20 protein-coding genes are annotated in these 26,216 nt (G+C 64.9%); 8 read left to right on the top strand and 12 right to left on the bottom strand.

The window, feature by feature from the left end; all coding sequences use genetic code 11:
* Positions 1–51: 51 nt before the first annotated feature.
* The 3 genes from QOC89_RS29170 (at position 52) to QOC89_RS29180 (ending at position 2,738) form a co-directional block, all read left to right on the top strand.
* Complete coding sequence (locus tag QOC89_RS29170; RefSeq protein ID WP_179730880.1) at positions 52–291, top strand: hypothetical protein; 240 nt, start codon at positions 52–54, stop codon at positions 289–291.
* Between the two features lie 201 nt (positions 292–492).
* Complete coding sequence (locus QOC89_RS29175; protein ID WP_007182306.1) at positions 493–750, top strand: hypothetical protein; 258 nt, start codon at positions 493–495, stop codon at positions 748–750.
* A gap of 692 nt (positions 751–1,442) precedes the next feature.
* Positions 1,443–2,738, top strand: a complete 1,296-nt coding sequence (locus tag QOC89_RS29180; protein ID WP_323048215.1) for an EAL domain-containing protein — start codon at positions 1,443–1,445, stop codon at positions 2,736–2,738.
* 30 nt (positions 2,739–2,768) lie between these two features.
* Here the strand turns inward: QOC89_RS29180 and arfB are convergent, their stop codons facing one another.
* Positions 2,769–3,173 carry an alternative ribosome rescue aminoacyl-tRNA hydrolase ArfB gene (gene arfB, locus QOC89_RS29185; RefSeq protein ID WP_120292934.1) on the bottom strand — a complete coding sequence of 135 codons (405 nt, stop codon included), beginning with the start codon at positions 3,171–3,173 and terminating at the stop codon, positions 2,769–2,771.
* Positions 3,174–3,324: 151 nt separating this feature from the next.
* Here arfB and QOC89_RS29190 point away from each other — a divergent pair, with 151 nt between their 5' ends.
* Entirely contained in the window at positions 3,325–3,969 is a 645-nt protein-coding gene (locus tag QOC89_RS29190; protein WP_323048216.1) for a VC0807 family protein, read from the top strand.
* 168 nt (positions 3,970–4,137) lie between these two features.
* On the opposite strand, the gene recD is transcribed toward QOC89_RS29190, so the two are convergent.
* From recD to recC, 3 genes are read right to left on the bottom strand one after another with little or no spacing between them, the layout of a single operon-like run.
* Positions 4,138–6,312, bottom strand: a complete 2,175-nt coding sequence (recD, locus tag QOC89_RS29195; protein ID WP_323048217.1) for an exodeoxyribonuclease V subunit alpha — start codon at positions 6,310–6,312, stop codon at positions 4,138–4,140.
* Positions 6,309–10,001 carry an exodeoxyribonuclease V subunit beta gene (gene recB / locus QOC89_RS29200; RefSeq protein WP_323048218.1) on the bottom strand — a complete coding sequence of 1,231 codons (3,693 nt, stop codon included), beginning with the start codon at positions 9,999–10,001 and terminating at the stop codon, positions 6,309–6,311. Before recB ends, recD begins: the two co-directional genes overlap by 4 nt.
* Complete coding sequence (gene recC / locus QOC89_RS29205) at positions 9,998–13,384, bottom strand: exodeoxyribonuclease V subunit gamma (protein WP_323048219.1); 3,387 nt, start codon at positions 13,382–13,384, stop codon at positions 9,998–10,000. Before recC ends, recB begins: the two co-directional genes overlap by 4 nt.
* A gap of 212 nt (positions 13,385–13,596) precedes the next feature.
* Between recC and QOC89_RS29210 the strand changes: the two genes are divergently transcribed.
* On the top strand, positions 13,597–16,137 hold the full coding sequence (locus QOC89_RS29210; RefSeq protein ID WP_323048229.1) for an FUSC family protein: 2,541 nt from the start codon (positions 13,597–13,599) through the stop codon (positions 16,135–16,137).
* A 151-nt stretch (positions 16,138–16,288) separates the two neighbouring features.
* Here the strand turns inward: QOC89_RS29210 and QOC89_RS29215 are convergent, their stop codons facing one another.
* Together QOC89_RS29215 and QOC89_RS29220 are read right to left on the bottom strand one after the other, a co-directional pair.
* Positions 16,289–16,504 (bottom strand): hypothetical protein, encoded by a 216-nt coding sequence (locus tag QOC89_RS29215; protein WP_323048220.1) that lies wholly within the window; start codon positions 16,502–16,504, stop codon positions 16,289–16,291.
* Between the two features lie 87 nt (positions 16,505–16,591).
* Positions 16,592–17,074, bottom strand: coding sequence for an Lrp/AsnC family transcriptional regulator (locus QOC89_RS29220; protein WP_179730863.1), 483 nt, complete (start codon positions 17,072–17,074; stop codon positions 16,592–16,594).
* 272 nt (positions 17,075–17,346) lie between these two features.
* Here QOC89_RS29220 and QOC89_RS29225 point away from each other — a divergent pair, with 272 nt between their 5' ends.
* Positions 17,347–17,856: a cysteine dioxygenase family protein gene (locus QOC89_RS29225; RefSeq protein ID WP_323048230.1), complete on the top strand. Its 510-nt coding sequence runs from the start codon at positions 17,347–17,349 to the stop codon at positions 17,854–17,856.
* A 147-nt stretch (positions 17,857–18,003) separates the two neighbouring features.
* On the opposite strand, the gene QOC89_RS29230 is transcribed toward QOC89_RS29225, so the two are convergent.
* The 5 genes from QOC89_RS29230 to QOC89_RS29250 form a co-directional block, all read right to left on the bottom strand.
* A complete protein-coding gene (locus QOC89_RS29230) occupies positions 18,004–20,610 on the bottom strand; it encodes a mechanosensitive ion channel family protein (protein WP_323048221.1) in 2,607 nt (868 codons plus the stop codon).
* Positions 20,611–20,823: 213 nt separating this feature from the next.
* A complete protein-coding gene (locus QOC89_RS29235) occupies positions 20,824–21,471 on the bottom strand; it encodes an NAD(P)-dependent oxidoreductase (RefSeq protein ID WP_323048222.1) in 648 nt (215 codons plus the stop codon).
* A gap of 144 nt (positions 21,472–21,615) precedes the next feature.
* Positions 21,616–22,074 carry an Rrf2 family transcriptional regulator gene (locus tag QOC89_RS29240; RefSeq protein ID WP_323048223.1) on the bottom strand — a complete coding sequence of 153 codons (459 nt, stop codon included), beginning with the start codon at positions 22,072–22,074 and terminating at the stop codon, positions 21,616–21,618.
* A 112-nt stretch (positions 22,075–22,186) separates the two neighbouring features.
* Complete coding sequence (locus QOC89_RS29245) at positions 22,187–22,663, bottom strand: hypothetical protein (protein ID WP_323048224.1); 477 nt, start codon at positions 22,661–22,663, stop codon at positions 22,187–22,189.
* A 47-nt stretch (positions 22,664–22,710) separates the two neighbouring features.
* Positions 22,711–22,896, bottom strand: coding sequence for a hypothetical protein (locus QOC89_RS29250; RefSeq protein WP_323048225.1), 186 nt, complete (start codon positions 22,894–22,896; stop codon positions 22,711–22,713).
* 123 nt (positions 22,897–23,019) lie between these two features.
* On the opposite strand from QOC89_RS29250, the gene QOC89_RS29255 reads away from it, so the two are divergent.
* Both QOC89_RS29255 and QOC89_RS29260 read left to right on the top strand, forming a co-directional pair.
* Entirely contained in the window at positions 23,020–23,601 is a 582-nt protein-coding gene (locus tag QOC89_RS29255; protein ID WP_323048226.1) for a DJ-1/PfpI family protein, read from the top strand.
* Positions 23,602–23,751: 150 nt separating this feature from the next.
* Complete coding sequence (locus QOC89_RS29260; RefSeq protein ID WP_323048227.1) at positions 23,752–24,078, top strand: hypothetical protein; 327 nt, start codon at positions 23,752–23,754, stop codon at positions 24,076–24,078.
* On the opposite strand, the gene QOC89_RS29265 is transcribed toward QOC89_RS29260, so the two are convergent.
* Positions 24,065–25,819, bottom strand: coding sequence for a sensor histidine kinase (locus tag QOC89_RS29265; RefSeq protein ID WP_323048228.1), 1,755 nt, complete (start codon positions 25,817–25,819; stop codon positions 24,065–24,067). The two genes, QOC89_RS29260 and QOC89_RS29265, sit on opposite strands and share 14 nt — an antisense overlap.
* Positions 25,820–26,216 lie beyond the last annotated feature (397 nt).

Genomic DNA, 26,216 nt, shown 5'->3' on the forward strand with positions numbered 1-26,216 from the left:
CCGATTGGACAGGCATGTACTCGGGTCCACAACCACTCTGCGGAGGTAACAATGAAGAAAGTGTCCCTGGCGATCCTGGTTTCCCTCAGTGCCGTAACGGGCGCGGCCTATGCGCAGGACAACGGCGTCATGATGAGCACCGATCCGGCCAAGGCCGCCGACGTCGAACAGCGCGCGCAAGATTTGCAAAACCGCCAGCAAGCAATGCAAAGCGCGCCTATGCCGGAAAAACATCACAAGATGGCCCCGCACCATAAGAAGGCCGCCAAGCCAATGGCCGCCAGTTCGTAAGCGCAGCGACACCATCACCCCGCGGCCACACCGCGAAGGTGAAAAGCCGAAGCCGGCAACCGCCGGTTTCGGCTTTTTTGTTGTCTAATGGACTGACCTGCAGGCCCGCTGCGCCTGGCTGACGTTATGCTAAAGTCGCGCACCGACCGGCGCCCGGCCGGACTCCCCCTAACCTATGCGCACCTTGGTGCGGAGGACAGCATGAGCAACATCCAGCTAGATATCGAATGGACTGAAGCAGCATCTCGCAAAATCGAAAAACTGATGCCGCGCGGCGGTCAGGAAGCGTTTCTCGCGCTGCCGCCCGTCGAGTGCCTGCCGATGGAAGGCGACGTGCTGTTTCTCGGCCCGGACGGCAAGCAGCAACCGTTTATCGTCGCGGAGCGCCAGTATCACCACGACGGCGATGCCGACTGGACGATCATCCTGATTCTCGACGTCCCGCAAGCCACGCACTAAAGATAAAACGGCGAGTGCCGCACAGGCCGGATCCGGCCTGGCAGTTCACTCGCCTTTTTTTGTTTGCCCATCGCGCAGTTGGCCTTCCTGGTCCGGCTCTGCCACCGAGATCGCGACCACCCGCGATTTCCGCCATGCCCTGTCCTCCGTTGATTCACAAAACGCAGCCGCATAACCGCGCCCGCAACACCTGCAGACGACTGCATGGCGACGACGATCGCGCTCGTCTGATGAAAGACGCGCGCAAGGCCCATACACGCGAAACATCTGAGCACCGTCCTGGCCTGGAGTTTGGCGGGCGGCCACTCACCGCCCTGCTACCCTCGGTTTAATACATGCGATTGATTTTCGTTTGCAACGCATGTCTTGTGCGACAGAAACGAGCCCGAAGCTCACGCGAGATGCCCGCAACGCCGAGGCTGGCCGCCGCGCTGAGGCCGCTTTGCAGGGCACCTGCCTCAGTCCCGCGTTTGTGATAACCCGCACATTCATGCGAAGTCCGAACTGTTAGACTGGTTTTGACCAATTCCGCCGGAGTCCAGCATGGCTGGCATTGCTCTCCGCGTTTCCGGGCCGTGCCCGCCTCACCCTGCCGCCGCCTGGGCTGTGCATCCGTTGCGCGCCGAATCTGTTTGCGCGCCCCGTCACCCGTTTGCCGCGATGTCACCATGCCCGCACTCATGCCTGCCCTTATGCCGACTGTCAGAGAATTGACCCTGAGCGGCCTGCTCCCGCATCTGGTCCGTGACGAGTCCGGCTGGACTGCGACGTGGCGTGCGCTGACGCTGCATAGCGTGTTCCAGCCGGTGCTATCCGTGACGCATCAGTGCGTGGTCGGTTATGAGGGTTTGCTGCGCGCGTTCGACCCGGTCGGTTTGCCGGTCTCGCCGGAAGTGCTCTTCTCCGGCACACGCTCGGCCGCCGACGCGCGCGAACTCGACCGCATCGCACGCTGCCTGCATGTGGCGAACTTCATGGAGCAAGGCATCAGCACGGGCTGGCTGTTTCTGAATACGCGTCCGCAGGTATTCGAAACCGGCTGGCCGCAGCGCACCTTCATCGACGAACTCTCGGCGCACTTCGGCCTGCCGCAGGAGCGCATCGTTATCGAGGTACTCGAACAACCCGCCGACGATGAATCCGCCGTCGCCAGCATGCTCGCGGCGTCGCAGCCACGCGATTTCCTGATTGCGATCGACGACTTCGGCACCGGCTTCTCGAACTTCGACCGTGTGTGGCGCTTTCGCCCCGACATCGTGAAACTCGACCGCTCACTTGTCGCGCGTGCGGGAAAGCGCGAAGGCGACGATTCGATGATCAGCCATCTGATCGCGATGCTCCATCAGTCCGGCACGCTGGTGCTGGCCGAAGGCGTCGAGACCGATGAAGAGTTGATGATTCTGATGCAGGCCGACGTCGATTTCGTGCAGGGTTTCCGGCTCGGCCAGCCGAAGAGCTCGGTGCAGGCCGCGTGCGCTAAAGTGCCGGCACTGATCGAGTCGATGTGGACCAAGTTCGCCGCCTATGAACGCGCGCATGCGGGCCACCAGCGGCTCGGCTTTGAAGGGTTCGCCGAGGCCGTGCTCGCCGCCGCCGAGACCTTCAAGGCAACCGGCGATCTGCGGCAAGCCGCGCAAAAGATCTGGCATCTGCCCGAAGCGCGCCGCGTATTCATCACCGACGGCCAGGGCGAACAGACTCAAGCGTCCGTTGCCGCCGCCGCGGTGCCGCCGCCTCCGCTGCGGCTCGCGCCGCTCTACACCGAGACGCACAGCAACTGGTCGCGGCGCGCGTATTTCAAGCATGCGCTGGCAGCACCGGGGCGCGTCGCCATGATGGGGCCGCACTATTCGCTCGCGGACGGCCAGGACTGCTACACCGCGGCACTAGCCTTCGAGCGCGACGGCACGCATGTGCTGTGCGTCGATTTTGTGCCGACGACGTCGCCGGCCGATGCCCGTCCGGGCGCGCGCGCGGGCAAACGCTGAGCGCGGCAGCTGGCGGTCTCAGCCGCGCCGTTAATCCTCCACGCGCCCGCGGCCGGATTTGATCTCACTACGCTTGGCTTTGCTGTCGAGGCGCCGCCGATTCGATGCGCGCGTCGGGCGGGTCGCGACGCGCGGTTTGCGCGTCACGCTGACACTTTCAATCAGTTCATCCAGCCGCGCCAGCGCCGCCGCGCGGTTCATCTCCTGAGTGCGATGCTCCTGCGCCTTGATGATCACCACGCCGTCTCGCGTGAGCCGATGATCGGACAGCGCGAGCAGGCGCATCTTCAGCACCTCCGGTAACGACGAAGCCTGCACGTCGAAACGCAGATGGATGGCACTCGAAACCTTATTGACGTTCTGACCGCCCGCTCCTTGCGCGCGCACTGCGGTCAATTCGATTTCATTCGGCGGAATTGGATAACGGGATGTCATGACTGGATTGAGCTAGGAGACGCAAGTGTACACAGGGCGCTGCGGATTAAAGCCTAGGGACTATCGGGCGCGGCCGCCGATGCGAAAAACTATTTGCATCGGCGCAGCCGCTTCATCGATACTGCCGTTTTCGCTTACAGCGTAAATTCATATGAAGCTCCGTCCGGGTTTTGTGCTGGAACTGGCCGTCAACTTTCTGCTGCCGTGGCTTGCTTATCGCCTCGCGCTGCCGCACCTGGGCGAGACCGGTGCGCTGATCGCGTCCGCCGTGCCACCGATCGTCTGGAGCCTGATCGAGCTGGTGCGCTTTCGACGCGTCGATGCGCTCAGCGTCATGGTCGTCGCGGGCATCGTGCTGTCGGTCGCGGCGATGGCGCTGGGCGGCAGTCCCCGCATGCTGTTGCTGCGGGAGTCGCTGGTGTCCGGCGCGGTGGGCGTGGTGTTTCTGCTGTCGCTGCCGATGCGCCGCCCGCTGATCTTCTATCTCGCGCGCGCCACCGTCGCCCGTGAAATGGAGGGCGGTGCCGAGCGCTTCGAAGCGCTATGGCGCGAGCGGCCTGCTCTCGTCAGTGCGATGCGGCTCATGACGCTGGTCTGGGGCCTCGGCCTGACCGGCGAGACGGCGCTGCGCGCATGGATGGCGCTGACCTGGCCGATCGAGCACTTCCTCGTGGCGTCGCCATTCATCGGCTATGGCATTTACGGCGCCCTGACGCTGTGGACGCTGTGGTATCGAAAGACCATGCGTAGCCGGGTCGCGGTGCGTGCGCAGCCTGGCGGCGGGATCGCGGGCTGAGCTCGGCTGAGTGCCTGGAAGCGCTCGCGCAGGGGTTCTGCCCGTTCTGCCCGTTCTGCCCGTTCTGCCCGTTCTGCCTTTTCTGCCTTTTCTGCCGGACCGCCTAAGCACCCACGCACCTAAAGCAGGCATGTCACGCACGCATAAGCCCGTCGCCCACGCCACCCACTAAGCGCCCCGCCACGCCTCCCCAATCCGCGCGGCTAACCCCGAGTCACGCTGTGTCGGCGTCGCAATGGCCTGCGCCAGCACCGCGCGCGCGCCGATCACTTCCACCCGCTCACGCGCACGGGTAATTGCGGTGTACACAAGTTCGCGCGACAACACGCGGCTGAACACCGACGGCAACATTAGCACCGCATGCTGAAATTCCGAGCCTTGCGACTTATGCACCGTCAGCGCGAAGGCCGTGTCGTGCGGCGGCAGCGCCGCAGGCGATACGGCACGCAGACCGCCGTCGCCAGTACGGAAATACACTCGCAACGCGCCGCCCGCACCCGGCAGCGCAATGCCGATGTCGCCGTTGAACAGACCCAGTGCGTAATCGTTGCGCGTGACCATCACGGGGCGTCCGGCGAACCATTGCGCGCCTACCGCCAGCGTCACCCCCGCCGCGCGCCGCACCTGCGCGGCCATCGCGGCATTCACCTGATCGACACCGCGCGGCCCCGATCGGGTCGCGCACAGAATTCGAAAACGGTTCAGCGCATCGAAAAGCGGCGCTGGGTCCGGTGTATCGGCGGCTAGCGCTTCGGCGAGCGCATCCGCGTACGGTGCGAAGCCTGCGGCAAGCCGCGCGACCGTGCGATCAGCCAGCGTCGCATGCGTGTCTTCGTGCAGCGCCGCTGCGCAGGGCTCGCCAGGGTCGATGCGCAGCACTTCCAGCGCCGCGGCTGCCGCGCCATTGCGAATCGCGAGCGACAAGCGGCCAATCGGCGATTCGAGGCCGAATCGATAGTTACGCTCGAGCCAGACGACGCAGTCGGCGAGCGGGTTTGGCGTATCGGAATCGCCCCCTGCGTCCATCTGCGCGAAACGATCGTCAGGCCCTTCGTCGGCATCGCTCGACGCGTCCGGCAATGCCTGCGACAAGCGCGCCGCTTCAATGCCCAGTGCCGCCGCGATCCGCTGCAGCCCGTTGCGCGTAAAAGCCGGCCGCGCGCTGAGCTCGGCGAACACCGCACCGGCCTCGACGGCGGCCAGCTGGTCCTTGTCACCCAGCATCACGAGACGCGTGTGCGGCGCAATCGCGTCGAGCAGGTGCGCCGCCATCGCCACGTCGATCATCGACGCCTCGTCGATCACGACCACGTCATAAGGCAGCGGGTTGTCGCGATGATGCCGGAAGCGCCCGCCCGGCCCCGAACCGAGCAACCGATGCAAGGTGTACGACGTCTGCGGCAAGCGCGCGGCGAGTTCGGGAGGCAAATCGCCGGCACGGGCGAGCAGAGCTTCCTGCATCCGTTGCGCCGCCTTGCCGGTGGGCGCCGCCAATGCGATCCGCAGATCGGGCCGCGCATCCAGCAAACAGGCGAGCACCCCGACCACGGTCGTCGTCTTGCCGGTACCTGGTCCGCCGCTGACGATGGTCAGGCGCCCTGACAGAGCCATGACCGCCGCGACACGTTGCCAGTCGAGCTCGTCGTCCTGCGGCGGCCCGAAATAACGCAGCAGACGTGTGTGTAGTGTTTGGGCAGTGGCGTCGCCGTTCGCTGCTGCTCCTGCTCCTGCACCCGCTTCTGCATCTGCACCCGCTTCTGCACCTGCACCCGCTTCTGCACCTGCAACGGCTTCTGCGCCAACATCCCCAGCTGTACCCGCCGCTGACCCAACATCTCCATCTGCATCCGCACGAGAAGCTGCGCTTGCGCTGGCATTGCCGCCGTCGCCGGCATCCATCTGCGTCTCCGGATCTCCGCCCGCATGCGCAACCAGCGAGCGCGCGAGGCGCCGTTCATAGTCGTAGTAACGCGCCAGATACAGTCGTCCTTGCCCATCGATCACCAACGGCCGCAACGCCGCCGCGTGCGGCGAGCCGTCGCTAGCCATGCCGCTTGCGAACAGCGCCGCCCGCACTTCCGCGCTTGCTGCATCGAAGCGTCGCGCCAGCACCGCAAGCGGCAAGCACACATGCCCTTCGGCAGTCGCACGGCTCGCGGCGAAAGCGGCCCGCGCCGCCCACTTCACCGCTTCGCCCGACGCACCGCCACGCCGCGCCAGCGTGCCGATGCGACGCGCGAACCCTTCGGCCAGCGCGGTACTGAAATCGGCCGGCGCGGGTAAATTCACGCCAATGTCGTCGAGCTCCGGCGGCGCGGAAGAGATCCGCTCGAACGTGCTCATGCGACACCTCCGATCATCGCCGCGTCGAGCAGCGCCACCAGTTCGAAGGCGGGGCGCCGCATGTGCACGCCCGCCGGTCCATCGGCATCGCGCCACTGCGGACGAACGCCGCGCACGAACAGATAGAGATAGCCGCCGATGTGCGTCTCATACGCATAATCGCGCACCCGCGTTTTCAGATAGCGATGCAACGCCACCGTATAGAGGAGTGCCTGCAGGTGATATGCATGGCTCGCCATGGCCGCTTCGAGCGGCGCCGCGGCGTAGTCGGCGGCGCTATCGCCCAGATGGTTCGACTTCCAGTCGACGATCCAGAAACGGCCGTCGTGCTCGACGATCATGTCGATAAATCCTTTGACGAAACCGCGCAACACGCCGGGTTCCAGCGCGACGTCGGGATAGCCGTGTTCGATCAGCAGCTCGCGCAGCGCCGGAAAATCGAGCGAAGGCGCGGCAAACAGAAATTCAAGTTCGTTCAGGCGCCGCCGCGGATTCAGCCTGGCGAGCGCCATGCCGGGCATGAGTTCGGTCGTCACGACGTCCGCGATCAGGTTGTGCATCATGGCGGGCAAACGCGCCGCAAGTTCGGGCGCAGCCGGCGCCGGGCGCTCGCGCAACGCGCCACGGATAGCATCGGGCCATTTATCCGGAGCGGTGAAATCCGCGAGTTCGAACATGCGATGCAGACAGTCGCCCGCCGCCGCGCCGCGCGGAAACGCCAGGATATCGTCCTCAGCGTAGGACGGCGCCTGCGGCATCGGCAAAGGCGTCGGCACGAGCGCATCGGCGATCTCGTCGTGATCGGGGCGCACTTCTTCCATCGCCGTGGGCGCCTCTTCGGCTTTGCTGCCGGCGGCGATCAAGCCGCTGAAGCTCGCCATGCGCCACTGATCGCGCAACGGCCGCCGATTGGCGCGCGCCTGCATCCGCGCCCCGCTATCCTGGAGGCTTTCCAGCGGCACGCGACGCTCCACTTTCGGCAACGCCTGCAACGTGACCGGGCCGCCCGCCAGCGCGCGCCATCGCTCGGACAAGGCGGCTTCGTCGGGTGGATCGGTGAGCCAGTCGTCGAAGCTGTGACCACTGCCGCCCACCAGCCAGTTCAGCACGCTGCGGCGCGACTCCTTGGTGGAGCGCGACGAAAGATAAGTACCGGCAACCAGATAGCAGCGATACACCGCGCGCGTCAGCGCCACATAGACGAGCCGTGCCCGCTCCGCCGCCTGTTCGCGCGCCGCGTAACGCGACGCGCGTTCGGCTTCGTCGTCATCGCAACCGTAGTGCAGCACGGCCTCACCCGTCTCGTCGTGATATTCGCGCGCATCGGGCAAGCCGGACGACGGCGGCTCGCGCAGCGCACCGTCGTTCAGAAACGGACAGAACACCACCGCATATTCAAGCCCCTTCGATTTGTGGACGGTGACGATCTGCACGAGGTTGCGATCCGACTCGAGCCGCAACTGCGCGTCTTCGCCACCACCTTGCGTGCGTTGCGCGGCGAGCCAGCGCAAAGTCGGCGCGATGCCGGGTTGCGTGGCGGCGCGCGCCTGCACGAGTTCGGCCAGATGATTCACGTTCGTCAGACGACGCTCGCCGTCAGGCCCGGCCACCAGACGCTGTGCGACGCGCAGCTCGCGCATCAGCGTGCGCCACATCAACGCGAAGCCGCGTTCATGCCAGAGCGAGCGATAGCGTGAAAAACGTTCGACCCAACCCATCGCGTCGGCGGCATGCGCGGGATCGTCGGCCGGTGCGGGCGCATCCGCGACCTGCTCGAGGCGCCACAGCGCGGCGGCGTCGAGGCCGAGCCAGTCGGTCGCAAGCGCGGCACGCAAACGACGCAGATCGCCCGGCGTATCGACCGCGGCCAGCACGCGTTCGATCTGCTCGGCGTCGAGCGTCGCGAACACCGAGGCCTGCGCCAGTTCCACGCTGCCGACGCCCCACAACGCCAGCACACGCTTGATCAGGCTGCCCTGCTTGTGCGTCTGCACGAGCACCGCGATATTGCCCGGCGCGAGCGGCGCGTCGCCGATCGTCACCGACCCTCCGCGCGCGCCGCGCAGGAGCCGCACGATCTCCGCGGCGCAGGCTTCGCTCGCCGCGCGCTGTGCTTCGCGTTTGGTGAACGCGGCGTCACCCTGGGGCAGCGTCCAGATGCGGAAATCGCCCGCGTTCGCTTCAGGCTCGGAGAAAGGCGGACGACGCCGCTCGCCGGCCCGCACCGGCTGATAGTCGAGACCGTCGAGCACGAATGCCTGCGGATTGGCTTCGAACAGCCGGTTACAAGCCTCGACGATCGGCGCGGTCGACCGCTGGTTGACCGCGAGCGTATAGCAGGCCGAAGCCGCCGCGCGCGCCGCCAGATAGGTGTGCAGATCGGCCGCGCGGAAACTGTAGATCGCCTGCTTCGGATCGCCGACCAGAAACAGCGGGCCGGCCGGCGCGAAGATGCGGCTGAAGATCGCGAACTGCAACGGATCGGTATCCTGAAACTCGTCGATCAGCGCAGCCGGATAACGCGTGCGCAACGCATCGGCAAGCCAGGGGTTGGCCGCGAGCGCGCGATACAGATTGGACAGCAGGTCGTCGAACGACACGACCCTGCGCGTGCGTTTGCGCGCGACCAGCTCCGCGGGCGCGTAGTCGAGCCAGGTTTCCACGAGCGAAAGCCAGCGCGTGCGTTGCGCGGCTTCGGCCGCGACGACGGCGGCGGCCAGCGCTTCGGCGTGCTCGAAGAACGGATGCTCGGGCGCTTCGAACTTGACCTTGGTGGCCTTCTTCAACGCCGAAGCCGTCAGCTTCAAAGCAGCCTTTGGCGGCGGCGCATGGCAATCGCCCTGGGCGAAGTAGTCGCTCCAGGCGGCAATTGCGGCGCTCACCAGGTCCGGCTTGTGCGAAGTCTTGCTCAGACGGTCTTGCGCGTCTCCAAGCAGCCTCACGATCGCCTCGCGCTCCGCCTGCCAGACCGCGCAGGCAGTATCGAAACCCGCCTGCGGATCGGCGCTACCTCCGCCGGCATCGAGCTTGCCCCAGCGCAGCTGCGCCAACGGCTTCTTCAAGCGCCGCGCGAGTTGTTCATCGAGCGACGCGGGACCGGCGCGTTTGGCCACCAGCCATGCAGCGAAAGCAGGATGCGCATAGGCCACCGGTTCCACCTGCTCGCGCCAGAAATCAGCCGCCATTTCGAAACGCAATGCCGCGTCGTCGGCTTCCATTTCGAAGGCGAACGGCATGGCCGCGGCGAACGGCGCTTCCTGCAACGCACGCTGACAGAACGCGTGAATGGTGTGAATCGCGGCCTGGTCGAACGTACGCAGCGCGCGGCGTACGACTTTCAACGCGGTCTCGCGATCGATGCCGCGCTCCGGCGCCAGCGTCGTTTCAAAGAGACGCCGGATGAACGGGTCGCCGCCGTCGTCGTCCGTATCGATCGCCCGATCCAGTTCCGCGAGCCGGCCGCGAATCCGCTCGTGCAACTCGGCGGTCGCCGCCTTCGTAAAGGTGACGACCAGGATCTGATCCGCATTCAGGTTCTTTTCGAGCAGCAGCCGCACGTACAACGCGCAGATGTTCCAGGTCTTGCCGGTGCCCGCCGATGCCTCGATCTGGTTGACGCCGTCGAGCGAACAGGCGAAAACGTCGAGCTCCTGCGCGACCAGCGCGTGATGATGAACGGCGGCGCTCATGATGCGCTCCGCAGATGCTGCACGAGCGGCTTGAAGACGATCGAGGCCAGACTGCCGAATGGTTCGTCGAGCGCAAGCGGCGTGCCGCGCAGCGCGATGCGCAACGCGGGGTCGTCGGATTCGCCGCGCACACGGTCATTGATCCACACGCCCTGCGCCGCGGAATCGCTCTCGCTGACCTTCACCCACGCACTCTTCGGAAAAAAGCGCAGCGGCAGCATGCGTCCGGCCCTGAACAAGGCGGCAAGCGGCGCCAGTTCATCGAGCGGCGCGGCAACCGGCGTGAGTTCGAAACTCCCGCCGCTGCCATGCCAAACCGTGCGGCGCGGGCCGTTCGGCTGCGCCGCGCAATAGACCAGATGGGCAAGCCATGCCGACAGATAGTCGCGCGCGGTAGGTTTGGCGTAGCGAAAAATCACTTGTCCTGTTTCGGTCAGTAAATTCAGGGTGCCGTGCAGTTGCAACGGTGTTTCGGCCGCTTTGCGCAGTGCCGCGTCATGCGGGCCGAAAAGCGTCTCCGCGATGTCGGCGCTGTGGGGCCAACGCGGCACGATATCCAGCACGAAAGGCAAACGCTCGACGCCCGCAGCAGCCTCGCGCCGCACGCTGTCGGCGAGCTGGCGCAGCGCGCCGAGTTCGCGCGAGCGCCATACCGCGCCGGTCGCGCCACCCGGCAGTTCAGGACTGGCCGCGGCGACGCGGCGCACGCGCTCGAACATGCCGTCTTCGTCTTCGATATCGGTGTCCAGCAGTACCGGCAACAGCCGCTCCGCCAAGGCGTCCCGACCGGCCCAATCGAGCTCGAACGGCTCGGTGTCGAGCAATTCGCCCTGCGCATCCGACAACACGATACCCAACCGGTCGCGCAACAATGCGCGCGCGGGATGACGCCAGAAACGCACGAATTCGTCGAACGCCACGGGCGCCGCGTCTTCGGCGGGCAACGGTTGATCGAAGAATGGCGCGGCCGCCGGATGCTGCGGCGCGGCCAGCAAACTGGCCAGTTCCGCGCGATCCACGTCGTAGGTGAAGAGGCCTCGTTGCGACGAGAAATAGTCCGACGCGAACGCCTGCAACGGATGATCGATGATGAACGCATGCCGCGCGGCTTCGATTTCCGCGGGACTCGCCGCTTCCCCCGCCGACACTTGCGCGAGGTGATCGAGCAATTCGTCGACCAGCGCGGCCGGCGGCAACGGCGCATTGTCGCGAATGCTGCGGCCCGTATAGGCGATGAACAGCCGGTCGCGCGCGGCCAGCAGCAGATCGAGGAAGAGATTGCGTTCGTCGTCGCGGCGCTGCCGGTCGCCCGCTTTACCGAACGCGGCCATCAGGTCGAATTCGTCGGCGCGGGCGAGACTCGGCAACACGCCGTCGTCCATACCGAGCAGGCAGACAATGCGATACGGCAAGCCGCGCAAGCTGGTCAGCGACGAAAACGTCACACTGCCCCACGGCACGCCGCCGCGCGCCGGGTCGTCGAGCGCCTCGGTCAGCGCGCCGCGCACCACGGCGGCCGGCAGTCCGACGTCTTGTGCGCCCGCTTGCATGGCGTCGCCCATCTTGTCGATGGCGTCGCGCACCGCCGCCAGCGAGTCGGCAAACGCCACGCCGCCGTCAAAGCACTGTCCGAGCGTTTCGAGCAGCAGTTGCGTCCATTCGGCAGGTGTCTGCTCGACCACGCAGCGCGCTGCGAATGCCTCGATATCGTCGACGAAACGCGACAGGCGCCCAAGCAACTCCGCGTCGGAACCGTCGGCGCCTGCAACCGGCAACCACGCATCGACCGGCTCGCCGCCTTCGGGCATGGCGTAGCCGAGGTACAGCCGGGTCAGCGCATCGGCGAACGTATGACGCGCGACAGGCACGTGCTCGCCCGCCGGTTCGACAGGTGTCAAGCCTCGGCGCGCGCCGGCTGCCGCGAGCCATTCCTGCGCGGCTTCAAGGGCGCCGGCATCGATCCCGTAACGCGCGGCGATCGCATCGACCCGCAGCCATTCGATCAGATCCGGCGCACCCACGCTGCGCTCGGGCAAGGCCAGCCAATCCAGCAGCAAACGCGCGACCGGATTGGCCTGCGAAGGCGGCAAACCAGTGATCCGATACGGAATGCGGCGCGTGTCGCCTGGCGGCGCGGTGCCGAACACCGCATCGATCAGCGGTCCGGCGGCCGCAAGATCGGACACGGCAACCAGCACGTCGGACGGCTGCAGATCGTCGAACTCGTCGAACCAGCCGAGCAGGCGGTCATGCAACACTTCGAGTTGCCGCGACAGGCTGTGACACACGTGAACTTCAATGCCGTTTTCGATCGGCAATTCGTCCGTGTCATTTTCAGCGCGCAGATCGAGGATGCCGTTCTGCACGGCGGCGAGCCAGCTCGGTTCCGGATTTTCGCTGAAGTCGCCCGTCTCTCCGGATGCCGCGCTCTCGGTCAACTCATGCAGCATGTGCAGTTGCGCCTGAGTCTGGCGGCCCCACTCGGCGAGCAGCGGATGACCCACCTCCTGATAGTCGAGCTGGCCTGCAACATCGAGCGCCTCGACACGGCCGGCACTGACGACGTCGAACCAGAATTCACGGCACGGGTTCATCACATACAGGCGCACATCGACCCAGCGCGACAGCGCGCGCAGCAATGCGACGTGCAGCGGCGGCATGGTCGGCAGTGCGAACACGCTCACCGCTTCGGGCCATTGCGCGTTCGAAATGGCTTCCAGATCGAGCGTGCCGATCTCTTCGAGAAAGCGATAAGCAGGCGGCAACGCGGCCGCCGGCGTTTGCGCGTTACCTGCTGCTTGCGCCACTTCCGCGAGCACGGCGCGCCACAATGCCGCTTGCCAACGCTCGTCCTCACGCGCCGCTTCACTTGCGCCGACGAGACGCGGACCGCTGTCGTCCGCGCCGCCGCTCGCGAAGATCGATCCGCCCTTTTGCCATTGCAGCAGCCATTCCGGGCGATAGGTCAGATAGTGGTCGAGCACCGTGGCCACGCGACGCGCCAGTTCGTAGCGCATCGACGCATCCGCCGCGTCCAGATAAGTGCGCAAACGCGGCGAGGCGTTCCAGGACAGGGCTTCATCCGCCTCTCCCAGCAGCCGGTAGCACCGCCAGACGAGCCGGTCCGGCGCGAACGGCGAATGCTTCGGCACTTCGATTACGCCGCCGATTTGCGCCCACAACCACTGCGCGAGATAACCAAAATTGACATTCGCGCAGATGCCCTGACGCGCCGCGATATCGAGCTCGAGCCGGCGCCGCACCGCCGCGCTCGGGACGATCACGGGCTGCGCGGTCCAGGGATCGGACGGCGCCTGTGCGAGGTCGTCGAGCAGCGCGCCGACAAGGGTTTCGTAGCGGTTCGAGTAGAAGAGCTGGAGCATGGATTCCGGGGAAGCATGCGACGCGAGCGGAACGCGCGGGCCGCGGCAGATATTGAAGCGACAGCATAACAAACGCGCCACCAGGGCAGAACCTGGCCAAACGGACGAGGTCAGATCAGGCACAAAATCAGTTAGACTCGACGGCAGTTTGGGTCTGCTCCGGGTCGGCCTCGTCAACCGCGTTTTCTCAGTGAATGGAATCCAGGCAGTCGATGCGCTATTCGGTTGAAATAAAAAATTTCCTCTACAGCCAGTACTTTTATGGCGGCCTGCGCATCGCAGTGGGCGTGTCGTTACCGGCCGTGTTGTGTCTGATCGTATTTCACGATCGCGAACTCGGCTTCACGATCGCGACCGGCGCACTCGGCGCATGCGTGGTCGATATGCCGGGCCCGCTCAAGTACAAGCACAACGAGATGCTGGCGTGCACGGTGATCGGTTTTCTGTCCGCGCTCGCCACCGGTATCGCCACGGTCAATCCGGTGGCCCTGTGGTGCACGGTCGTGCCGCTCACCTTCGTGCTTTCGTTGATCGTCGTATATGGCAACCGCTGGCCGCAGATCAGCTTTGCCACGCTGTTCATGATGATCATGACGCTGGAAGATCATTTCACGCCAATGCAGGCGCTCGTCAATGCGTCGTGGGTTCTGGTGGGCGGCCTCTGGTACACGTACTGGTCGACCTTCGTGAGCCGCTGGATGATGCATCGGATCGAACAGCAGGCGCTCGCCGAGAGCGTGTTCGCATGTGCGGACTACCTGCTCGCGCGCGCCGCCTTCTACGATCTCGACAACGATCTCGACGAGTGCTATCGCAATCTGGTCGACAAGCAGATCTCCGCAGTCGAACGTCAGGATGCCGCGCGCGACATTGTGCTGCGCAATCTGCCCAAGCTGAAAAGCGGCCGGCTCGAACCACGCCGGGCCATGCTGTTCAATCTGTTCATCAATACCGTCGATCTGCACGAACTCTTTGTCGGCACGCACGTCGATTATTCGGTGGTCCGCAACACGTTCGGCGGCTCCGACCTGCTGGTGTTCTATCGCGATCTGATTCGCAAATCCGCAGCCGATCTCGAAGAGATTGGACTCGCGGTATTGCAAAATCATCCGCCGCGTACGCGCGTGAACGTAAAAGCCGAACTACGCGCGATCGAGTTCGAGATCGAAGTGATGCGCAAGCAGGACCTGCCCGCCAAAAATCCTGAGGCCTATTCGGCGATATCGTCCACCTTCCGGCGTATCTGGAGCGCCACGCGGCTGATCGACAAGATGCGCAAGAGCCTGTCGAGCGACCCCAGCGCGACCGAGACCGAACTGCGCCTCGACCAGGCGCTCTCCCGCTTCGTGTCGAGTCGCCGCGTGCCGTTCGGGCAGATCTTCTCGAATCTGACCATGGCTTCGCCGAGCTTCCGCCACGCGCTGCGTGTGACGATTGCGGTCGCCGTGGGTTTCTGGCTCGGCCGTTTGCTGCCGCTCACCAATGCATACTGGATCGTGATGACCACCGTCATCATTCTGAAGCCCGGCTATTCGCTGACCAAGCAGCGTAACGGGCAGCGGATCATCGGCACGCTGATCGGCTGCGCGGCGAGCATCGCGTTGATGATCTTCGTCGATGAGCCGCACATCCTGCTGGTGGTGATGTTCGCGTCGATGGTGATGAGCTATAGCTTGCTGCTGTTCAATTACACCGCGAGCGTGGTGTTCACCTCGTCGTATGTGCTGCTCATGTTCCATCTGCTCGCGCCGGGCAGCATGCGGATCATCGGCGAACGCGCGATCGACACGGTAGTGGGCTGCGCGATCGCGATTGCGGCGAGCCATCTGTTCCCCTACTGGGAATACCGGTTGATGGGCAAGCTCGTCAACAACATGATCAGCGCGACGCGGCAGTATCTGGAAGCGAGCTGGTGGTGGAGCGGCAAGCCGGCCGCCGCGGTAGTCGCTACCGTGACCGAGGGCGGTGCATTCGCACCCGCCGCGGCGATGGCAGATCCGGCGATTGATTTCGCCAAACCGGCGCTCGCGATGGCAAACGCCGGAGGAAATGCGACCGGCAATGCTGGGCCAAAAGCTGGCGCAAGCGGAGCGGTGAGCGCCAGCGCAGCTGCGAACGCCAGCGCAGCTGCGAGCGTAAGCGGAGTTTCGAGCATAAGCGGAGCTGCGAGCATAAGCAGCGCCGGCACCACCACGGTCAGCAACGCAACCGCCAAACCGACCGGCGGCGCATCCCCTGCCGCCGCAGCCGCTGCAACAGCGCTCGATCGCGACTATCGCTACCGGCTCGCACGCAAGAACGTCCATGTGGCGTTCGCCAATCTGGGCCAGGCGTTCCAGCGCATGATGCTCGAACCGAAGTCCGCGCAGAAGTTCGTGCCTGAATTGAACGGCCTGCTGGTACGCAGCCACGTGCTCGCCTCGCAGATCACGGTGGCCGCGCCGTTGCTGCGCACCTCTGCTCAGCAGGTCGACAGCGTGTCACTCCAGCCGTTGCAACGCGCGCTAAGCGTGATCCGCGACAACCTGACCGAAGCCGAAGCCGGCAGCGCGCCGCCGGCCGATCAGGGGGAGCAGATCAAGCAATTGTCGCGTGAGTTGGATGCGATGGTGGTCGAAACGGAGAAATCGCCAGACTCCCCGGCGGACGCCGTACACGATATGAAATTGCTCGCCCACCAGTGCAAGCAGATGTTGACGGCGTCCACGCTGATTCGCAAGGACGCGAGCGTGATCCGCCTGCCGGACGAGTGAAACGACTGAAGCGCAAACCGGCCCGTCATGTGCATGGGCAAGAGGAACAATGGACAAGCAACGGGCCTCGGCGCATGCCAGCCATCAACCGTGCGCCAGGCTTCGCCGCTGAATCAGGCACCACCGCGCATTGGCGGTCGGTCGGATCGTCCTATTGCGCAGTGCCGCTTGCGGGCTTCGCTACAGTCGCCGCAGCCGCTGCCGCCGCGTCCGATGAAATCGCCGGCGCCGGCGTATTCTCGCGGTCGAATTCGCGCTTTTCCGTGATGGCGTTATAGAAGAGCGTGGCGATCACCAGCAGTACCGCGACCACGATGAAAACAGCAATGCCAAAGGTCGGGTTCTTCTTGCGCGGCGGTTTGTTCATGAGGCGGGCTCGGTTCGCGAGGCAGTCGCGAATGATGTCTGGGAAGGCGGCATTCTACGCCCCCTGAGCTTGCACATGGCTTGCATGTCAGCGCCCTTCCACCACCACGGAAGGCCGCACCGGCAGCGCCGTCGAATACTTGATCTGCTCCATCGCAAAGCTCGAACTCACGTCATACAGCGGCACGGCTGCGATCAACAGTTTGTACACGCGATCGTAGTCGTCGATATCGGACACCACCACGCGCAGCAGGTAATCCGTTTCGCCGCTCATCCGGTACACCTCCACGACCTCCGGAATCTCCTGCACCGCGCGCGTGAAAGTCTGCGCCCAAGCCTCGGTGTGCTGGTTCGTGCGCACCGCGACGAACACCGTCGTGCCCACGCCGAGCTTGCGCGCATCGCACAGCGCCACCTGGGCGCGAATCACACCCGTCTCTTTCAGACGCTGCAGCCGCTTCCAGCAAGGCGTTTGCGACAGATTCACGCGTTGCGCCAGCTCGGCGATCGGCATGGTGGCGTCTTCCTGCAGCAGCTCCAGCAGCTTCCGATCGATGATATCCATTCCCATCGTGACACTCCCACAGGAAATTATTCTACTTTTTAGACTTGAAGGGGAATTATATGGAAACTCTTTCTCCAGGCAAACGGGTATAAATGTGGCTATCAAAAATAGCCGATAAGCAGCCCCACCGCTGCGCAGCGATCATGAGCCAAGACCTCCGTTCAATACCCGTCGCCCGTTCCTCCAGCCACGCCGCCCAGTTTGCCGGGGCGAATGACGCGTCCTCTTTCGCGCATCGCAGCGCGCCGCTTGCGCAGTTGTGCGACGCGCTCGACGCAATGTTCGAAGCCTGCGCGAAATTCGCCGAACCGTCGGATTCGACCTTCTTCGCGCGCAGCATGCGCATCGCACTGGCCGAAGCCGCGGCGAATCCCGACTTGCTCACACCCGCGCAACGCGAAGGCTCCGTGGAAAACTACCGGCGCCACCTGCTGGCCGCGGATCCGCACGGCCGCTATGCGATCGCCGCGCTGGTATGGCTGCCGCGGCAGGCGAGTCCCGTGCATGCGCATCACACATGGTGCGGCTACGCGGTGCTCCACGGCATGTTGAGTGAAACAGTCTTCGAATGGAATGGCGCACTGCGCTGCGCAAGCGCGACCCGGACCCAAGCGCGCCATGCCGGCGCCGTGTCGTTTGTACGGGGCGGCCGAGGCGGCATTCATCGGTTGGGCAATGGCAGCGACGCGCCGGCCGTCTCGCTGCATATTTACGGCGTCGCGGGCGCGCAGATCGCCACACATGTCAACGACATCGTGCACGCGGCCGACGCACCGGCGCGCCTCTGAAACCGGCGACCGGTAATCGGTAATCGGTAATCGGTAATCGGTAATCGGTAATCGGCGACCGGCGACCGGCGACCGGCAATTAACACCTGACCACTAGCAACGATGCAACCCGCATCCAGCGCAGCCGGCATCTAACCCACACCCCAATCAGCTTTTCCCGCCCGCATCACCCGCCGTAGAAATCTGCGGGGGAATCGGCGCGGTCTGCCCGGTCGGCGGCGGCGCCGGACGCGGTTCGTGCGATACATCGCGCGCCACCGCGACCGCAGCATGCGCGCCACGTGTCGATGCCACCGCTTCAGCGTGCGCATGCCCATGCGCAGCTGCCGCGGGCAATTCATCGTCCTGCAAAGGCTGTCCTTCGCTATCCTTCGACGACGTGTACACCCGCATCTGCGGCACCGGAATCTCGATACCGGCTTCGTCCATCTTGCGTTTGAGCCTCAAATTGAAGGCGCGCGCCACGCTCCATTGCTGCAACGGCCGCGTCTTGATCTGTCCTTTCACGACCATCCAGTTCGGATCGAAACGGTCGAGCCCCCACACCTCGATCGGCCCGAGCATTTCGCGGCGGTAACGGAAGTCGGCCATCAGATCGGCACCCACTTCGCGAATCAGTTGCGTAATCTCATCGACATCGGTCGAGAACGCCATCCGCACTTCGAACACCGCGTAGGCGAAGTCGCGCGACAGGTTCTTGACGATCTTGATCTGCGAGAACGGAATCGCGTGAATTGCGCCTTGCCCATCGCGCAAGCGCACGGTCCGAATCGACAGATGCTCGACCGTGCCCGCATGACCGCCGTCCACGTCGATCCAGTCGCCGACCGAAATCGTATCTTCGATGATGATGAAGAGGCCCGTGATCAGGTCGGTCACGAGCGACTGCGCGCCGAAACCGATCGCGAGACCGATCACGCCGGCGCCGGCCAGCAGCGGCGTCACGTTGATGCCCAGGTTCGCCGCGGTGACGATGCCGGCAATCGTCATGATCGACACCAGCAGCACGTTACGCAGCAGCGGCAGCATGGTGCGTGCGCGCATGCTCGGATTGCGCGACTTGTTGCGCGGCGCACCCGGATTGAGAGCCTCGGTGATCGCGGTGTCGACCAGGATCCACAGCAGCCACGCAATGAACACCGTGGCGATGATCGCGGTCACCGCGTGCGCGATCCCGCGCGCCGCAACGTTTTCCTCCACGACTTCCGCGAGCGACACCCCCCACAACCGCGCGGCCAGTTCAAAGAAGAACAGCCAGATAAAAAGCGTCAGCAGCGTGCCGCAAAAGCGCAGCAGGCGCGTCAGATACGGCGAGCGGCGCCGCGCGCGCGGGCTGCGCGGGCGCGTCATGCGCAAGACGACGGCCGAGAGGAAGAAGGCGAACACCAGCAACAACGCGGTCACCACCGAAATCTGCAGCACGTTCTCGCTGGACCCCGAGCCACCGAGCGTGGCGACCACGGACGCTGTAGCGAGCACCAGCACCGGCATGTGCCAGAGTGCGGCGAGAACGTCGAACGCGTCGGTCGCGGCCTTGTGAGTGTGGCGCTGCTCGTAAGGCCGGTTGCGAATCAGATGCGCGACCGGCCGCCGGAAGGCCAGCGCGAAGTAGCCGGTGAGCACGGCCGCCGTCATATTGGCGGCCGTCGAAATCAGCGCGGCGAGGTTCGAGCCGAGCTGATGCTCGACGTCGTAGTTGACAGCCGCATCGCCGAGGGCCGCGCATACGCCCACCACGAACAGCACGCGCCGCGCGTGTTCGATCAGCAGATGCACCGCAACCCGCCGATGCCCCGAGCCGAACAACGAAAACATGATCAGACAGATCGCCGAAAACACCGCGCCCGCGACGATCGCGTAGGCCACCACCATGCCGAGCGTGCGGCCGAGCGCGTCGGGCATCGCCCGCAAGAACAGCAGCGCGGCGAGAAACGCGACGATCCAGGGTCCGACACGGCGCAGCGCGAAGATCAGCAGCTCTCGTGTGGTGGGATTCGGCTTGAGCCCCATCACGATGTCGAAGCGCCGGTATAACCGGTGTTGCACGTAAATCAGCGCACCGGCGCACGCCCCCCAGCCGGCCAGCATCGCAAACATCGAAAAGACAATCCGGCCGAAGCTCTCCTGCCCTTGACCCGAAATGATCGTGTAGAGCTCGTTGCCGGCCGCGTTGAAGCGTCCGCCCCAATAGCGCACGGGCGTGCGGCCGTGATGCACGTCGGATTCGAACGACGCGATGCCCGAGGCGATCGCACCGAGCAAGCCGGGGCTCGGTTGCGCGGACGCCGGTGGCGCGACGTTTTGCGAGACCTCGCGCAGTTTTTTGAGCTGGGCGACGAGTGCGGTGCGCTGCCGGTCGTTGTCGAGCGTGGCGATCACGCTGTCGAGCGAGCGCGCCAGTTCCGCCTGGCTGGCGGGCGACGGCGCGGAGGCCGCTTCCGCCGCCGAGGCGCCCGCGGCGGCCGACGCAGGCGTCGCGGTCGCGCTATTGATCAGACTTTGCAATGCCGGAATGACCGGCGTGGTGGCGCCGGCGGCATAGGCCGTCGCGGGCAGCCATCCGATGGCGAGAACCAGCGCGAAGCAGACCGTGGCCGCCCATGCGCCGAACCACGCCGCGACATGAGGGCGAACGCCGCGCCGGGTGTGGCATCCGGGATGAGCGAAAGAGAAACGAAAGGCGGCGTGAGTCGCCGGTTGCCCGCCGTTGGACGGCGCGGCCCCGGACTCACGCCGGGACGGGCATGACTGCATGGCGATCCGTGAGAAAACGGGAGACGCCAGTGTAGCCGCAGTTTTACCGGCGGCCATCGAACATGCGTAACCGATTGTTAGGACGCTTGCGCATGGTCGAGGAATTGCTGGCCGCCTTCATCCGCTGAACGGCCGCTGGGCCGCCGCTGGGCCTCCGCTCAGATGCACGCCACGGACCCCGCCCGACCCGAGCGGCGTGCGCTGCGTCGAGCGTCAATAAGCCGCCGTCGCGATCTGGCGGATGAAACGGCCTTGCTCCAATTCGTCGACGAAGGCGATCGCATAGTCTTCCGCGGAAATGCGGCTATTGCCCTCGGCGTCGGCGATGAGCGTGTTCGCGCCGGTGCGGAACTGGCCGGTGCGTTCGCCCGGCGCGATCAACGCGGCCGGGGCGAAGACGGTCCAATCGAGATCGTTGACGCCGCGGTAGTAGTTGAATGCGTCGCGGTGGGCCAGTGCGACCGCCTTGTAGGCGTCCGGGAAACCGTCCGCGTCGACCAGTTGCTTGCCCGGCGCCACCTCGAGCGTCCCCGCGCCGCCCACCGCCACGAGGCGCTTCAGGCCCGCCGCGCGCACGCCTTCGACGAGCGCATGGGTCGCCTTGCTCACCACGCCGGGATCGTCCTGCGGCGGCGCATAGGCGCTCGCCACCACGTCGTGACCGCGCACCGCGGCGCCGACGCTCGCGGCGTCGAGCAGATCGGCCTGGGCGGCTTGCAGATTCGCCACCCCGGCCGGCACGCGCGCCGGATTACGCGCCAGCGCGGTGACCTGATGGCCGCGACTGGCCGCTTCCGTGGCGATCCGCGAACCAATCATGCCGGTGGCACCGAACAATGCGATTTTCAACTGTTTGCTCATTTCGATACTCCTGTCATTCGCTTATGTGTAACTGCATTGATTACATATAACGCCGAAAAAAGAGGGGCTTGAGCCCCCGTCCGTTTTCAGGCGCGCGCGTCTCTCTCGACTGCAGGACACGCACGCTTCAGTACTGCTTCGTTGTTACGTCATCTGCGCACGACGCTTGCGCTCACGCGCCCGCTCGGCGCGCACCAGCTCGGAAGTGGCATCGGCCAGCGTGCGCGCGCCAAGCGATGCTTGCATGGCCTGCTGCGCTTCGTCGATGATACCGCGCAGCACAACCTGGATATTCCGCCCCACCATGCACGCCGGATTCGGCTCCTCGCGATGCATGGCGAACAATTGCGCGTCGTCCACCGCGTGATAGACCTCGAGCAGCGTGATCTCGTCAGGCGGCCTGGCAAGCAGCGCGCCGCCGCCCGCGCCAAGCTGCGAGGTGGTGAGGCCCGCATCGGCCAGCATGGTCAACAACCGCCGGATCAACGCGGGATTCGTATTCACGCTGCCCGCGATCATCTCCGACGAGAGCGGCGTGCCCTCCTGCAACGACAGCAGTGCGAGCACATGTACCGCGAACGCAAACCGGCTACTCGTATTCACAGCGACCCTGTCCGGCAACGACAATAATGTAACTATGGTAATTACATTAAATCCGGTTGTCAAAGCATCTGTCAAGCCGGCTGTCAAACCGATCGACGCAACGCGCGTCATATCACTTGTCCATCTGCTTTTGCGCATCGCCTGAATCGTTCGACGCCGACGAAGAAGCCGACACGCCCGCCGACGAAGCCGAACTTTGCGCCGACCACTCCTGCAGCTTACGCCCCGCCGACTCGAGGCTCTGGCCGGTCAGCGACGCCGCCTTGCCGAGTTGCGCATCAGTTGCGCTTGCCGCGCCTTGCAGGTTCGCTTGCGCGGTCGACGCCAGCGACGCGGGATCGATCGTGATCGACGGCGCGGACGCCGATTCGAGGTTCTGCTCCGCGGCGGCCTTGGTGGCATCGACCTGCTGGCCGACGTAGCTGGCCGCCTGATCGAGCTTCTGACCGGCGACTTGCGCTGCATCGTTGAGCTTGCCGCCGACCTGTCCGGCCGACGCATCGTTCTTCTGACAGGCCGCGAGGCCGCCGAACACCAGGACGACAACAGCGGTGCGACGCAACAATGGCGAACGAATAGATAAAGTCATGTTTGAGTGTGAGCCGCGTCGAGCGGCTTCCGCATGCGAAAACGCGCTCATGATACGCCGTTGCGCCACACTGCCTCCTCTTCGAGTACCCGGAAGCCCGCGCGCTCGACGCTGCCGCGCGCGCGGAGGCTGACGTCGGCGCTTGGCGCGGTGGCGCCGACAGGCCGCGCCATCGCTTCGAGACGCGCCGGCGCCGCCCGCCTGCAACGCCGTCCGCCTGCAACGCGCGCCATTCGAAATGCCTGATGGGATGCCCGCGGGATGCCCCCGGGATGCCCCGTCGCGGTTCTGTCAAACGCGTTGGAGTAGACTTCCAAAGCGTTCGATGTGTTCCGTTGATCAATAGGAGGCATGCGATGGCAGCAAAGAAGATTCTGTTCCTGACCGGCGACTTCGCCGAGGATTACGAAACGATGGTGCCGTTCCAGGCACTGCAGGCGGTCGGCCACGTGGTCGACGCAGTCTGTCCGAACAAGAAAGCGGGCGAGAAGATCAAGACCGCGATCCATGATTTCGAAGGTGACCAGACCTACACCGAAAAGCCTGGCCATCAATTCACGCTCAATGCCACATTCGACGACGCCGATCCCCGTCAATACGACGCGCTGGCAATCGCCGGCGGCCGCGCGCCGGAATATCTGCGGCTCAATCAGAAGGTGATCGAACTGGTGCGGCAGTTCGCCGAAGCCGGCAAGCCGATCGCCGCGATCTGCCACGCCGCGCAACTGCTGGCCGCCGCCGACGTGATTCGCGGCAAGCGCATTTCCGCCTACCCGGCCTGCGCGCCCGAAGTGAAGCTGGCCGGCGGCGAATACGCCGACATTCCGGTCGACGCCGCCATCACGGACGGCAATTTCGTCACCGCTCCCGCGTGGCCTGCACATCCTGAGTGGCTGCGTCAATTCCTCGTAGTGCTCGGCACCCGGATCGAACTCTGATCCTGAGGCGAGCGGCTTGCCCGCGCGGCCGGGCGCTCGCCGAAACGCACCCCAAACACACCCAAAACGCACGCGCATTTTGAGACTAATCCGATAGTTCGCAGCGAAAGGCTTTCCTATAGTCGCCGGTTGGACCTGGGAGCCTTTTCGATGGAACTGACCGATTGGATCGTCATTCTCGCCGTCACGTTGATGGCGATTGCTTTTTTCTGCGCGCGCACACCGGCCAACTGGTCGCGAGAAAACCGCGCGCGACGTCTGGCAGGCATGCGCATGCTGGTGCAAGCAGCCTGCGCGTGGTGGGCGGCGCTGCTGATCGCCGCGCGCGGCCTGCTCCGAGTCGACGGCCTGGCCGGCCTGCATCCGGCGCCGCTCGAGGCGCTGACCGGCGTGGCGATCCTGATCGCCTGTGGCTTCTATTGGTCGATTCGCGGCAGCAAACTGCTCAAACCGCGCCGGCTCTTTAGCGCGTACTGATGCCGGGCGCGGCATCGGCGGCATTGGCGACAGGTGGCGCCCCGCCAGCGCTCGGGGCAGCCCCATCCCGATTAGCGAAGCCGGCAAGCGTAGCGCGAACCGCATGAACACCGTCCGCCGAGCTGGCATGCGTTGCAACAGCCAGTTGCGCCATCCGCGCCTCGGCTTCGGGCAGCGACAGATAAAACGTCGTACCCACTCCTTCTTTCGATTCCGCCCACACGCGCCCGCCGTGCCGCTCCACCACGCGCCGCACGAGCGCGAGTCCAATGCCCTCACCCGCCGCGACATTGCCGTGCAGCCGCTGGAACGCGTTGAAAAGCCGCGGCAACGCGACCGCCGGGATGCCCAAGCCATTGTCCCGCACGTAGAAAATCCGTAGCGAATGCACGCCAGGGGGCGCCGGCGTCGTACCGATTTCGATCCGGCCTTCGCGCTCGGGATCCAGATAATTGACCGCATTGCCGATCAGGTTCGCGAAGATTTGTTCGAGCGCGGTCGGGTCGCCCCACACCGCCGGCAAGTCCTCGACGATCACACGCGCCCGGCGTGCCCGGATCGACGCCTGCATGGCGTCGATCACGCGCGGCACGATATCGCGCACTTCGACCTTTTGCTGCCGATACTCGACGCGCCCGACACGCGACAGCCGCAGCAGTGCGTCAATGATGTGCGAGGCACGCAGCACGGCCGTCTGCAGGAAGTGCAACGCCTCGCCGATATCCTCGTCCACCACCCGCTCGATGCGCTGGCGCGGCTCCGCCGCGAGCGACGACTGGCGCAGCATCGCGCGCAGTTCGTCACACGCGCGAATCAGTTCTTTCGAGAAGCCTTGCAGATTCACCAGCGGCGCACGCAGATCGTGCGACACGCTGTAGATGAACATTTCGTTTTCCTGAGTCTGTTGCCGCAAGGTCTCGTTGATGCGCGCCAGTTCGCCGGCGCGGCGCGCGAGATCGGCCTGGAAACGCGCCTGGATCCGCTCGGCCTCGAGCAGGCGCCGGCTGGTTTCATGCAAGGTCAGATCGAGCCGGGCGATTTCGTCGCGGCCCGGGTTGAGCGGCGCCAGTGGCTCGTTGCCCGCGAGGCGCCCGGCGTTATCGGACAGCACCGCAAGCCGGCCACGCACCCCGCGCGTGAATAGCCAGACAGCCAGCGCGACAAACAACAGGGAGCCGAACACGGCCGCGACGATCAGCATCTGCTGCCGTTCACGCGCGGCGTCGGCGGCGTTCGAGCGCAACATGTCGAGGTGCCGCTCTTCGGCCTGGAAGGCTGTCACCTGCTGACGGAAGCGATCCAGCACGTCAGCCGGCGCCAGCTCGCGGAAGCGCTCGAGCAGATCGCGCCGCCGCCCGGAATGCAGCATGTCCTGCACGCGGTCCGACCATTGACGATATCCCTGCGCCGCCTGACGCACCTGCACCACGCGCTCGACCTGCCCCGGGTTATCGGCCACCAGTTCGGCCAGTTGATCGATGCGGCGGTCCACGTCCATCCAGAAGCTAACCGGCGTCGCGAAGTGGGTATCGTTGGCGAGCACCGCGCCGCGCAGCGCGACGGACTCACCCAGCACCGGATCGAGAATCGCGGTGGTCTGACGCAGCACGTCTTCGCTATGGATGGCCCACTGTTCAGCTTGCGCCGAGTCCGACTGGGCCTTGACCAGGCCGGACAGCAGCGCCAGCTCGAAGAGGGCCGGAATCGCGATCAGCAACAGGCCTTTAGTGGTCAGTCTCATGCGTACGCATTGGAAGTCGATGGCCGGCAGAACATGCGGGAACGGCACATTATGTGGGCGTTTGCACAGGAAGACAAAGACGGCGCGTCACGAAGCAGGCTTTCACCGCCAGATCGCCTCGCGGGCCGCGAATGCGGGTTAAACGTCGGCAATTTGAATTAAACGTAAAGCAAATCGAATATTTTGCCCATATTTGGATCACGTTCACCTATTCGGAGGCGATATGCACCTAATTTGTGCTTAAGATGCTTTTGAGGTGCAAAGAAGGACACGTCATTCGATCAACAGAATCGCAATGAAACCCATCCCGGTGCGGTGATGCACCGTGACGAGGCCTGAGGGCACAAGTTTGGCCCGATTCTTGCATTCAGTGCCCGCTTTTTTGGCATAAGCGGGA

It is taken from the genome of Paraburkholderia sp. (genome assembly GCF_034668105.1).
In the GTDB taxonomy this organism is placed as follows: domain Bacteria; phylum Pseudomonadota; class Gammaproteobacteria; order Burkholderiales; family Burkholderiaceae; genus Paraburkholderia.

Excerpts from the sequence above, each read along its gene's own strand:
- QOC89_RS29170 (WP_179730880.1), top strand. The coding sequence starts at position 52 with ATGAAGAAAGTGTCCCTGGCGATCCTGGTTTCCCTCAGTGCCGTAACG.
- QOC89_RS29175 (WP_007182306.1), top strand. The coding sequence starts at position 493 with ATGAGCAACATCCAGCTAGATATCGAATGGACTGAAGCAGCATCTCGC.
- QOC89_RS29180 (WP_323048215.1), top strand. The coding sequence starts at position 1,443 with ATGCCGACTGTCAGAGAATTGACCCTGAGCGGCCTGCTCCCGCATCTG.
- arfB (WP_120292934.1), bottom strand. The coding sequence starts at position 3,173 with ATGACATCCCGTTATCCAATTCCGCCGAATGAAATCGAATTGACCGCA.
- QOC89_RS29190 (WP_323048216.1), top strand. The coding sequence starts at position 3,325 with ATGAAGCTCCGTCCGGGTTTTGTGCTGGAACTGGCCGTCAACTTTCTG.
- recD (WP_323048217.1), bottom strand. The coding sequence starts at position 6,312 with ATGAGCACGTTCGAGCGGATCTCTTCCGCGCCGCCGGAGCTCGACGAC.
- recB (WP_323048218.1), bottom strand. The coding sequence starts at position 10,001 with ATGAGCGCCGCCGTTCATCATCACGCGCTGGTCGCGCAGGAGCTCGAC.
- recC (WP_323048219.1), bottom strand. The coding sequence starts at position 13,384 with ATGCTCCAGCTCTTCTACTCGAACCGCTACGAAACCCTTGTCGGCGCG.
- QOC89_RS29210 (WP_323048229.1), top strand. The coding sequence starts at position 13,597 with ATGCGCTATTCGGTTGAAATAAAAAATTTCCTCTACAGCCAGTACTTT.
- QOC89_RS29215 (WP_323048220.1), bottom strand. The coding sequence starts at position 16,504 with ATGAACAAACCGCCGCGCAAGAAGAACCCGACCTTTGGCATTGCTGTT.
- QOC89_RS29220 (WP_179730863.1), bottom strand. The coding sequence starts at position 17,074 with ATGGGAATGGATATCATCGATCGGAAGCTGCTGGAGCTGCTGCAGGAA.
- QOC89_RS29225 (WP_323048230.1), top strand. The coding sequence starts at position 17,347 with ATGTTCGAAGCCTGCGCGAAATTCGCCGAACCGTCGGATTCGACCTTC.
- QOC89_RS29230 (WP_323048221.1), bottom strand. The coding sequence starts at position 20,610 with ATGCAGTCATGCCCGTCCCGGCGTGAGTCCGGGGCCGCGCCGTCCAAC.
- QOC89_RS29235 (WP_323048222.1), bottom strand. The coding sequence starts at position 21,471 with ATGAGCAAACAGTTGAAAATCGCATTGTTCGGTGCCACCGGCATGATT.
- QOC89_RS29245 (WP_323048224.1), bottom strand. The coding sequence starts at position 22,663 with ATGACTTTATCTATTCGTTCGCCATTGTTGCGTCGCACCGCTGTTGTC.
- QOC89_RS29250 (WP_323048225.1), bottom strand. The coding sequence starts at position 22,896 with ATGGCGCGCGTTGCAGGCGGACGGCGTTGCAGGCGGGCGGCGCCGGCG.
- QOC89_RS29255 (WP_323048226.1), top strand. The coding sequence starts at position 23,020 with ATGGCAGCAAAGAAGATTCTGTTCCTGACCGGCGACTTCGCCGAGGAT.
- QOC89_RS29260 (WP_323048227.1), top strand. The coding sequence starts at position 23,752 with ATGGAACTGACCGATTGGATCGTCATTCTCGCCGTCACGTTGATGGCG.
- QOC89_RS29265 (WP_323048228.1), bottom strand. The coding sequence starts at position 25,819 with ATGAGACTGACCACTAAAGGCCTGTTGCTGATCGCGATTCCGGCCCTC.